We start from the raw sequence: 10640 nt of genomic DNA, 5'->3' as shown, positions 1-10640 counted from the left end.
CGAAAGTCAGGATCCAGCGTCGTTCAACGACCGTCGATGCACAACGAAAGCCACTGGATCCCGGCCTTCGCCGGGATGACGGAGGTGGTGGCAAGCGTTGGCGGTGGGAGGAATGTCGACGGTCTTGTTGCTGCCATTGATCTGAGATGAAACTTGTGAGACCTGGCGACCCATTCCCTTCTCCGTCATCCTGACGAAAGTCAGGATCCAGCGTCGTTCAACGACCGTCGCTGCGCAACGAAAACCACTGTATCCCGGCCTTCGCCGGGATGACGGAGGTGGCGGCAAGCGTTGGCGGCGTGAGGAATGTCGATGGTCTTGCTGCTGCCGTTGATCTGAGATGGCGCCTGTGAGACCTGACGACCCATCCCTCTTCTCCGTCATCCTGACGAAAGTCAGGATCCAGCGTCGTTCAGCGGCCGTCGATGCGCAACGAAAGCCACTGGATCCTGGCGTTCGCCGGGATGACGGAGGTGGTGGCAAGTGTTGGCGGCGTGAGGAGCGGCGATGGTCTTGTTGCTGCCGTTGATCTGAGATGGCGCCTGTGAGACCTGACGGCCCATCCCTGTTCTCCGTCATCCTGACGAAAGTCAGGATCCAGCGTCGTTCAGCGACCGTCGATGCGCAACGAAAACCACTGTATCCCGGCCTGCGCCGGGATGACGGAGGTGGTGGCAAGCGTTGGCGATGGGAGCAATGTCGATGGTCTTGCTGAGTGCATCAATCACAATATCGGCCCCAACAAGACGAAAACACTCAGCACATCACCACGCCGCCAGAATGCCGCCCTTGAATTCAGTCTGGATAAACCGCTTCACCTCATCCGACTGGTAGGCCTTCACCAACTGGCCCAGCCACGGCTGGTCGCGGTCCTTCTCGCGCACGGCGATCAGGCAGGCGTAGGGGCTGTCGCCGTCTTCCACCACCAGGCTGTCGCGCGCCGGATTCAGGCCGGCCTTGGCGGCGAAGTCGGCGTTGACGGCCGAGGCGTCAAGGTCGTCCAGGGTGCGCGGCAGCTGGGCCGCGTCGATCTCGACGAACTTCCATTTCTTCGGATTCTCGACGATGTCGATCGGCGTGGCGTTGGTACCGGTCAGCGGATCGATGCCGGCGCGCAGCTTGAGCACGCCGTGCTTTTGTAACAGCAGCAGCACGCGGCTCTCGTTGGCCGGGTCGTTGGGGATGCCGATCTTGGCGCCGGCCGGGATGTCTTCCAGCTTGCGGTATTTCTTCGAGTAGATCGCCATCGGACCGATCATGGTCTTGCCCTCGGCATAGAGCTTGTAGCCGCGCGCCTTGATCTGCGCGTTCAGGAAGGGACGATGCTGGTAGCTGTTGGCGTCGAGCTCGCCGGCGTCGAGCGCGGCATTGGGCTGGATGTAGTCGTTGAACTCGATGATCTTCACCTTGTAGCCGGGGTTGTCGCGCTCGAAGACGCGCTTGGCCGCCTCGAATATCTGCGCGTGCGGACCGCTGGTGACGCCGACCTTGATCACCTTGTCGGCCGCGGCCTGCGCCGATGCGATCATTCCCAATGCCAGCGCGCCGGCGCCCAGCCACTTCCATGCTGCGTGTTTCATCCTTCTCCCTCTGCAGGCAAAAGGGCCAATGTATCGGCCGCGTCGCCGGGGAGGAACGAATCTTTTCCCGTATGGTTATGTGCTGCGCGACTAAGCCGGACCAGGCCGGCTTATGCGCGCAGCAGTTCCTCTTCGCGCGGCGCCGGTGCATGGGCCGCGCCGGGGACGGCGTCGATCAGCGCGCGCGTGTAAGGATGCTGCGGCGAGCGCCAGATCGACTCGTGATCGCCCTCTTCCACGATGCGCCCGCCGTTCATCACCAGCACGCGGTCGGCGATGTAGCGCACCACCGAGAGGTCGTGCGAGATGAAGAGATAGGAGAGCCCGAACTCGCGCTTGAGGTCGACCAGCAGGTTGAGGATCTGCGCCTGTACCGAGACGTCCAGCGCCGATACCGGCTCGTCGCAGATCACCAGCGAGGGCTTCAGCACCAGCGCACGCGCAATGCCGATGCGTTGTCGCTGGCCGCCGGAGAACTGGTGCGGGTAGCGCGCCAGCGCGGCCCTGGGCAGGCCGACCAGGTCGATCATCTGTTCGATGCGGCGACGGCGTTCGTTGCGGTCTTTGACTTCGTGGATCACCAGCGCTGCATCGAGGATGTCGGCCACGGTATGACGCGGATTGAGCGAGGCATACGGATCCTGGAACACCATCTGCACGCGCCTGCGATGCGCGCGCAAGTTGGCCCGGCTCAACGGCGCAAGATCCACGCCGTCCAGCACGATGCGATCGGAGGCGCTGTCCTCCAGGCGCACGATGCTGCGCGAGAGCGTGGACTTGCCGCAACCGGACTCACCCACCAGGCCCACGGTTTCGCCGCGGGCGATATCGAAGGACACGCCCCGCACTGCATGCACCACGCCGCGCGGCGTGGCGTAATCCACGCGCAGCTCCTGCACCGACAGCAAGGGCGCCGCACCGGACGGGATCGCCACGGTGAAGGGTTGCGCGTGTTCGCGCTCGCTCAGCGTGAAGCCTGGCTTTCCCTGCGCGTCGGTCTGGCTGCGAATCTCGGGCAGGCGGCTGTGACGATAGTGGAGATCCTGCTCCAGCCGCAGCGACGCGCCCAGCAAACCGCGCGTATAGGAGTGGCGCGGATCGGCGAACAGCCGCGCGCTGTCGGCTTCCTCGACCTTGCTGCCGCCGACCATCACGGCCACGCGGTCGGCCCATTGCTCCACCACGCCCAGGTCATGCGTAATCAGCAGTACGGCCATGCCGAGCTCGCGCCGCAGCTGGTCCAGCAGCTCCAGGATCTGCGCCTGGATGGTGACGTCCAGCGCGGTGGTCGGCTCGTCGGCGATCAGCAGGCGCGGCCGGTTGGCCACCGCCATGGCGATCATCACGCGCTGGCGCTGGCCGCCGGAGAGCTGGTGCGGATAGTCGTCGATGCGGCGCCGCGCATCGGGAATGCGCACCAGCTCCAGCAACTCCACGGCGCGCTCGCGTGCGGCCGCCGGCGAAAGATCCTGGTGCAGCCGTATCGCCTCGATCACCTGGCTGCCGATGGACAGCACCGGGTTGAGCGAGGTCATCGGTTCCTGGAAGATCATCGAGATGGCATCGCCGCGCAGCGCCGCGAGCGCATGCTCGGGCAGCGCCAACAAGTCGCGGCCTTCGAACAGCAGCTGCCCGGACACTTGCGCCGACGGTCCCAGCAGGCGCAGCACCGACAAGGCGGTGGTCGACTTACCGCAACCGGACTCGCCCACCAGCGCCACGGTCTCTCCGGCCGCGATGGCCAAGTCCAGTCCGCGCACGGCCTGGTGGCCGGCGAAAGACACCTCGAGTCCGCGAATATCGAGCAATGGCTGCATACTTGTCTCCCGGGCCGTCAGGCGGTAACGCCGGCGCGGAAGCCCGCGCCGACATGGCGCTGCGGCAGCGTAGCGCCGCCGCCGAAGAGTTTTTCGCGCAGCGTGCCCTGGGCGTAGTCGCGCTTGTAGGAGCCGCGTTCCTGCAGCACCGGGATCACCAGGTCGACGAAGTCCTCGAAGCTCTCCGGCGTGACCGTGCGCGTGAGGTTGAAGCCGTCGATACCGGTGTCGGCCACCCAGGCTTCCAGTTCGTCGGCCACCTGCACCGGCGAGCCGACCACGGTAGCGTAGCGCCCGCCCAGCTCCAGCTGCTGGAGCAGCTTGCGCTTGGTCCAGTTGAGCTCGGGATTGGTCACGGTCTTGACCAGCGATTCGATCGAATTGGTCTTGGCCGCGCGGATCGGTTCGTCCAGCTCGTAGCGCGAAAAATCGATGCCGGTGCCGGCCGAGAAATGCGCCAGCCCGGCCTCGGGACTGGCGTAGCTGGCGTACTCGCGGTACTTGTCGCGGGCGTCGCGCTCGGTGTGCGCGGTGACCACGGTGAGCCCCATGAAGATCTTCACGTCGTCCGGGTCGCGCCCTTCGCGTTCGGCGCCTTCTCGTATGCCCTGCACCAGCTTCTTCGCCGCTTCGCGGGTCTGGCTGGAGATGAACACGCATTCGGCATGGCGCGCGCCGAAGGCCTGGCCGCGACCGGACGAGCCGGCCTGGTACAGCACCGGCGTGCGCTGGCGCGACGGCTCGGAAAGATGGATGCCCTCGACGCGGTAGTAGTCGCCGCTATGCCTGATCTTGTGCACCTTGGCCGGATCGGCGTAGACGCGGTTGGCGCGGTCGCGCACCACGGCGCCGTCCTCCCAGCTGCCCTCCCAGAGCTTGTAGACCACTTCCATGAATTCATCGGCGCGGTCGTAGCGCTGGTCGTGCTCCAGCTGTTCGGTCAGGCCCATGGCGCGCGCGGCGCTGTCGAGATAGCCGGTGACGATGTTCCAGCCCACGCGCCCGCGCGTGAGATGATCCAGCGTGGACATGCGGCGCGCGAACAGGAACGGCGCCTCGTAAGTCAGGTTGGCGGTGATGCCGAAGCCCAGGTGCTCGGTGGCCGCGGCCATGGCAGAGATCAGCAGCAGGGGATCGTCGACCGGCAGCTGGATCGACTCGCGCAGCGTGATGTCGGTGGAGCCTTGGTAGACGTCATAGACGCCGACGATGTCGGCCAGGAACAGTCCGTCGAACTTGCCGCGCTCCAGCAGCCTGGCCAGGTGGGTCCAGTAGGCGATGTCGGTGTAGTCCTGCGAGCGGTCGCGCGGATGCGTCCACAGGCCGTGGTTGATGTGGTTCACGCAGTTCATGTTGAACGCGTTGAGGCGGATCTGCTTCTTGCTCATCTCATCCTCCGTTCAGGCGGCCACGGCAGCGGCGGTGTATTGCGGCTCCAGCTGCACGTCCAGCGCCTCGTTGAAGCGGGCGAAGAAGGCGCACAGCGCTGCACGCAGGGTCAGTTCGACAATCTGCGATTCGTCGAAATGCTCGCGCAGGCGCTGCACCAGGCTGTCGCCCACGCGCTGACGGGTGACGGCCAGCGCGTAATCGCGCACCAGCTTTTCCACCGGCCCCAGCCCCGGCACATCAGCGTCGAGGATGCGCTCGACCGTCTCGGCCGGCACGTGTTCGGCGCGCAGCTTGGGCGCATGGTGGGAGACGCAGTAGCTGCATTCATTGGCCCTGGAGGCGGTGACCAGCACGATCTCCAGGTGTAGCTTCGAGATATTGCCTTCGCCCGCGAAGCCCAGCAGCAGTCCGTAGATATGCTCGATCGACGCCGGCTTGTGGGCCAGCACGCCCAGCATGTTGCCGAAGTGGCCGTATTCGTTTTCCACCTTCTCGAAGATGGCGCGGGCCGGGCTCGGTTGCAGCTGGCTGGACAAGAGCGTGGATACGCGTGCCATGGTGTTTCTCCTATTTTCTGTCGCGCGGGTCGAGCACATCGGCCAGGCCGTCGCCTAAAAGATTGAGGGCCAGCACCGTGATGACGATGGCGATGCAGGGAATGGTGGTGATGAACCAGTCGGTGCGCAGCACTTCACGGCCGGCGCCGACCATGTTTCCCCAGCTGGCAGCGTTGGGGTCGCCCAGGCCGAGGAAGGCCAGGCTGGATTCGGTCAGGATGGCGGTGGCCACCATCAGCGAGGTCGACACCAGGATAGGCGTGGCGGCATTGGGCAGGATGTCGCGCAGGATGATGCGCGCGTCCGACGCGCCCAGCGCCACGCTGGCCTGCACCATTTCGCCGTGGCGCAGCTTGAGCACCTCGGCGCGCACAAGTCGCGCCAGGCTCGGCCAGGCGGTCACGCCGATGGCCAGGGCGATGGTAAGCAGCGTGGGCTGGACCACCGCGACGATGGCCAGCGCGAACAGGAAGGATGGAATGGTCTGGAAGAATTCGGTCACGCGCATGAGCAGCGCGTCGGCGCGCCCGCCGTAGTAGCCGGCCAGCAGGCCGCCGGACACGCCCAGCAGCAACGCCAGCGCGGTCGATACCAGCGCAATCAGCAGCGAGGCGCGCGCGCCGTGGAAGATGCCGGCCAGGATGTCGCGCCCCAGCATGTCGGTGCCCAGCCAGTGTCCGGCATCGGCGAAGGGATGCAGGAAAGGTTCGGCCACCATGTCCAGCGGGTCGCCCGGGAACAGCCAGCCGGCCGAGGCCGCCATGCCCAGCACCAGCAACAGCAGCACGCCGCCGGTCAAGGCGGACGGCGAGTGCAGCAGGCGGCCGAGCCAGGCCGGCGTCCGCGCGACGACAGCCGCCGCGTGCGCACCGCCCAGCGCCGCCGTTCCGTTCAGTGATTTGCCCATGCCCGCCTCCTCATTGCAGCCGGATGCGCGGATCGAGCCGCACATAAACGGCGTCGACGATCCAGTTGACCAGGACCACCACCGCCGAGCTGCACAGCAGGATGCCGAGCAGCAGATTGAAATCGCGCTGGAACAGCGCCTCGAAGGCCAGGCGGCCAAGGCCGGGCCAGGAAAACACGGTCTCCACCAGCACCGCGCCGCCGACCACCGAGCCGGCCTGCACGCCCAGCATGGTCACCAGCGGCAACAGCGCATTGCGCAGCACATGGACGAACAGCACGCGCGGCGCGCGCGCCCCCTTGGCCACGGCGGTGCGCACGAAGTCCTGGCGCCGCACCTCGATCATGGCCGCGCGCATCAGGCGCGTGTAGACCGCCATGTAGAACAGGCCCAGCGTGACGGCGGGCAGCACCAGGTGGCGCGCCACATCCAGCACATGCGCCAGTCCCGTGTAGCCGGCCTCGACGGCGAACATGCCGCCCACCGGCAACCAGTCCAGCCAGACCGAGAACACCACCACCAGCATCAGGCCGATCCAGAACAGCGGCGTGGCGAAGAACACCAGCGCCAGCACCGACACCAACACGTCGGCCAGCTTGCCGGCGCGGTAGGCAGCCAGCGTTCCCAGCACCACGCCGCCCACCGCAGCAAAGCCGATGGCCGCGCCCATGAGCAGCAAGGTGGCCGGCACCCGTGCGCCGATCAGCTGCGCCACCGGCATGCCGTGACGGAAGGAATAGCCGAGGTCGAACTGCACGAGGTGCAGCAGGTACTTGCCGAACTGCACCGCCAGCGGCTGGTCCAGCCCGAACTGCGCGCGCAGCGCCGCCATGTATTCGGGCGTGGCCGCGCCGGCCTCGCCGGCCAGCACTTGGGCGGCGTCGCCCGGCGCCAGGCGCAGCAGGAAGAAATTGATCACCGCCACGCCCAGCACCACCGCCGCCAGCTGCAGCAGGCGGCGCAAGGTGGCGCGCAGGAACGCCGCGCCGCGGCTGCCGGATTTTCCGGCGGTCGCGGCCGGGTCGGCCGATGCGATGGTGGAGGCGCTCATACCGTCATCTGCCTCAGCGTTGTGGGGCAGCCGGATTGGCCGCAACCTTGGCGCCGCTGTCGAACCAGGCGTTCTTCAGCGAGCTGTAGATCTGGTCGACACCGGCCACGGTGTCCTTCAGGCTGGACGCTTGCACGGTGAAGAAGTGCATCTCCAGCAATGGCAGCGACGGCAGGTCGGTCTGCACGCGCTGCTGGAACTTCTTGAACAGCGCCACGCGCTCGGCCTGGCTGGGCGATCCCTGGGCCTGCTCGATCAACTTGTCGGCCTCGGCGCTCCGATAGCCAGAACCGTTGGTCCAGGGAATGTTCTTGCCCACCGAGTCGCTCCAGTAGGCGCGGGTGACGCCCACCAGCGGATCGGCGAAGCCGGCGAACCAGACCACCGACAGGTCGAAGTCGCGGTCACCGTAGACGCGCTTGGTATAAGTCGGGGTGTCCTGTGCGCGCACGTTGACCTCGATGCCCACGCGCTTCAGCGCGCCGCGGATGAATTCGCCGCTGCGCTTGAAGTCGTCGCCGTAGGGCAGGTAGTCGAGGTTGATGCGCAGGCGGGTGCCGTCGGCGCCGCGCTTGAGGCCGGCCTCATCGAGCAGCGCCTCGGCCTTCTTCGGGTCGTAGGCGTATTGCGGCACGTCGGCGGCGTAGAACTGCTTCAGGGTCGACACCACCGGGCTGGCGGCCGGCTTGCCGAAGCCGTACCACACCACCTTGTTGAAAGCGTTGCGGTCGATCGCATACGCCAGCGCCTGGCGCACGCGCACGTCCTTGAAGTAAGGCTTGTCGAGGTTGACGTCGACGAACAGCCAGGGCGAGATCCAGTCGTAACCGCGCGTCTCCAGCTTCAGCTGCGGCAGCCTGGCCAGGCGTTCGGCGTCCTTCAGCGGCACCGGGGAGAACGGCGCGTACTGCGCTTCGCCCTTTTCCAGCGCGGCGGCGCGAGCGCCGGCGTCAGGCACGATCTTGAAGACGATCCGGTCGAGGTAAGGTTTGCCTTTGTCCCAATAGTCGGGATTGCGCTCCAGCGTGATGTAGTTGCCGCGGCTCCACTCCTTGAACACGAACGGGCCGGTGCCGACCGGCTTGTTGTTGTAGGGATTGTTCAGGATGTCGGTGCCTTCGTAGAAGTGCTTGGGCAGCACCTGCGCACCGTTGCTGTTGAGCGAGCTCAGCACCGCCAGCGACGGCTCGCTGAAATGGATCACCACGGTGTAGTCGTCGGGCGTGTCGGTCGAGGTGACCTTGCCGAACAGGATCTGGTTGCGCGGGTGAATCTTCTTCCACACGTTCTCCAGCGTCCATTTCACATCGGCCGAGGTAAAGGGCTTGCCATCGTGCCACTTCACGCCGTGGCGCAAGTGGAAGGTCAACGTCTTGCTGTCTTTGGAGATTTCCCAGCGTTCGGCCAGGGCCGGGCGCAGCTTGAAGTCGTTGTCGTATTCCACCAGGCCGTCGAACACGTTGGCGCTGAAGAAGCCGGTCGGCGCGGCGGTGTTGAGCGCCGAGGTGAGGATCACCGGCTCGGGCTGCAGGATGGCCGTCAGCGTGCCTCCCGGCGTGGGCGTGGCCGCCTGGACCGCGCCGGCCAGGACGATAGCGGCTGCGGCCAGCAGCGCGCGCGGTGTGATGCGCTTGAACATGGGGTTCCCCTTGGAGTTTATCGTCGTCATTCCAGCCAGGCGTTCTTCAGCGAACCCTGCGACTGGTCGCCCTGCCCGTCCACGCCGTGCAAGCGCGGCGAATGGATGGTGAAGAAATGCAGCTCCAGCAGCGGCAGCGTGGGCAGCTCGGTCTGTGTGATCTGCTGGAAGCGCTTGAACAGCGTCACCCGCTCGGCCTGCGTGGCGGCGCCCTGGGCCTGTTCGATGATCTGGTCGACCTCGGCGTTGCGGTAGCCGGATGCGTTGGTCCACGGCACGTTCTTGCCGATCCAGCCGGACCAGTACATGCGGGTCAGGCCGATCTGCGGATCGGGGAAGGAGGCGTTCCACGAGATCGAGGTGTCGAAATCGCGCTCGCCATAGACGCGCTTGGTGAAGGCGGCGGTGTCCTGGCTGCGGATGTTGAGGTCGATGCCCACGCGCTTGAACGATTGCTTCAGGTATTCGGCGGTGCGGCGATAGTCGTCGCCGTAAGGCAGGTAGTCGTTGTTGAGCGTGAAGCGCACGCCGTCGGCGCCGCGCCTGAAGCCGGCTTCATCCAGCAGGGCCTCGGCCTTTTTGGTGTCGTAGCCGTAGCGCGGCACGCTGCCGTCGAAGAACTGCGACAGCGTGGTCGGCACGATGGACACGGCTGGCTTGCCGTAGCCGTACCAGACCACCTTGTTCAGTCCGTCCAGGTTGGCGGCATAGGCGATGGCGCGGCGTACGCGCACATCTTTCAGGTACTTGTTGTCGAGATTGAAGTCGAGGTACATCACCGGCGAGGACCACTGGTAGCCGTTGGTCTCCACCTTCACCTTGCCGGAGCCGGCCAGGCGCTGCGCCTCCTTGGGCGGCACCGGGCTGAAGACGGCGTACTGCGCTTCGCCGTTTTCCAGCAGCGCGGCGCGTGCACCGGCATCGGGCACGACCTTGAAGACGATCTTGTCGAGGTAAGGCTTGCCTTTGTCCCAGTAGTCGGGGTTGCGCTCCAGCGTGATGTAGCTGCCGCGGTTCCATTCCTTAAAGACGAAGGCGCCGGTGCCGACCGGCTTGTTGTTGTTCGGATTGTTGAGCACGTCGGTGCCCTCGTAGAGATGCTTGGGCAGCACCGGCGCGCCCCACGAGTTGAGTGTGGACAGCAGCGCCAGCGAGGGCTTGGTGAAGCGGAAGACGGCGGTCTGCGCGTCCGGCGTGTCGACCTGGGTGAGGTTGACCAGGATCGCCTTGTTGCGCGGATGCAGCGTCTTCCACACGTTCTCCACCGACCATTTCACATCGGCCGAGGTGAAGGGCTTGCCGTCATGCCACTTCACGCCCTTCCTCAGATGGAAGGTGATGGCCAGGCCGTCCTTCGAGACTTCCCAGCGTTCGGCCAGCTGGCCGTGGGGCTTGAGCTCGTTGTCGTAACTGAGCAGGCCGTCGTAGACGTTGGTGGCGATCAGCGAGGTCGGTTGGGCGGTGTTGACGGCGCCGGTCAGGGTCACCGGCTCGGGCTGGACGATGGCCACCAGCGTGCCGCCGCTTCTGGGCGCGGGATCGGCTGCGAGCGCGGCGCTTTGCAGCGTGGCTGCCGCGAGGGCGGAAAATGCCAGCCGCGCGGCAGCTGTCTGGTCGATGCGCTTGATCATGTCTTCTTGTTGTCCTTGAGGTATGCGGATGAGCGAACACGCAGCGGCCGCCCTCCCGGCGCGGCC

8 protein-coding genes are annotated in these 10640 nt (G+C 66.0%); all 8 read right to left on the bottom strand.

What is annotated here, in order from left to right; genetic code table 11:
- Positions 1-764: 764 nt before the first annotated feature.
- Entirely contained in the window at positions 765-1580 is an 816-nt protein-coding gene (locus tag CEJ42_RS21820) for a MetQ/NlpA family ABC transporter substrate-binding protein (RefSeq protein WP_079217470.1), read from the bottom strand.
- 110 nt (positions 1581-1690) lie between these two features.
- Complete coding sequence (locus CEJ42_RS21815) at positions 1691-3397, bottom strand: ABC transporter ATP-binding protein (RefSeq protein ID WP_088752525.1); 1707 nt, start codon at positions 3395-3397, stop codon at positions 1691-1693.
- Between the two features lie 17 nt (positions 3398-3414).
- Positions 3415-4785 carry an LLM class flavin-dependent oxidoreductase gene (locus tag CEJ42_RS21810; protein ID WP_088752524.1) on the bottom strand — a complete coding sequence of 457 codons (1371 nt, stop codon included), beginning with the start codon at positions 4783-4785 and terminating at the stop codon, positions 3415-3417.
- Positions 4786-4797: 12 nt separating this feature from the next.
- The gene (locus CEJ42_RS21805; RefSeq protein WP_088752523.1) at positions 4798-5346 is read right to left on the bottom strand and encodes a carboxymuconolactone decarboxylase family protein; all 549 of its coding nucleotides are present in this window, start codon (positions 5344-5346) and stop codon (positions 4798-4800) included.
- Positions 5347-5356: 10 nt separating this feature from the next.
- Positions 5357-6253 (bottom strand): ABC transporter permease, encoded by an 897-nt coding sequence (locus CEJ42_RS21800; protein WP_088752522.1) that lies wholly within the window; start codon positions 6251-6253, stop codon positions 5357-5359.
- A gap of 10 nt (positions 6254-6263) precedes the next feature.
- Complete coding sequence (locus CEJ42_RS21795) at positions 6264-7304, bottom strand: ABC transporter permease (RefSeq protein ID WP_243397922.1); 1041 nt, start codon at positions 7302-7304, stop codon at positions 6264-6266.
- A gap of 13 nt (positions 7305-7317) precedes the next feature.
- Entirely contained in the window at positions 7318-8943 is a 1626-nt protein-coding gene (locus CEJ42_RS21790; protein WP_088752521.1) for an ABC transporter substrate-binding protein, read from the bottom strand.
- A gap of 26 nt (positions 8944-8969) precedes the next feature.
- Entirely contained in the window at positions 8970-10574 is a 1605-nt protein-coding gene (locus tag CEJ42_RS21785; RefSeq protein WP_088752520.1) for an ABC transporter substrate-binding protein, read from the bottom strand.
- Positions 10575-10640: the final 66 nt, after the last annotated feature.

Source organism: Herbaspirillum robiniae, assembly GCF_002213415.1.
Taxonomy (GTDB): domain Bacteria; phylum Pseudomonadota; class Gammaproteobacteria; order Burkholderiales; family Burkholderiaceae_D; genus Herbaspirillum; species Herbaspirillum robiniae.
This window is presented reverse-complemented; position numbering and strand designations above follow the sequence as displayed.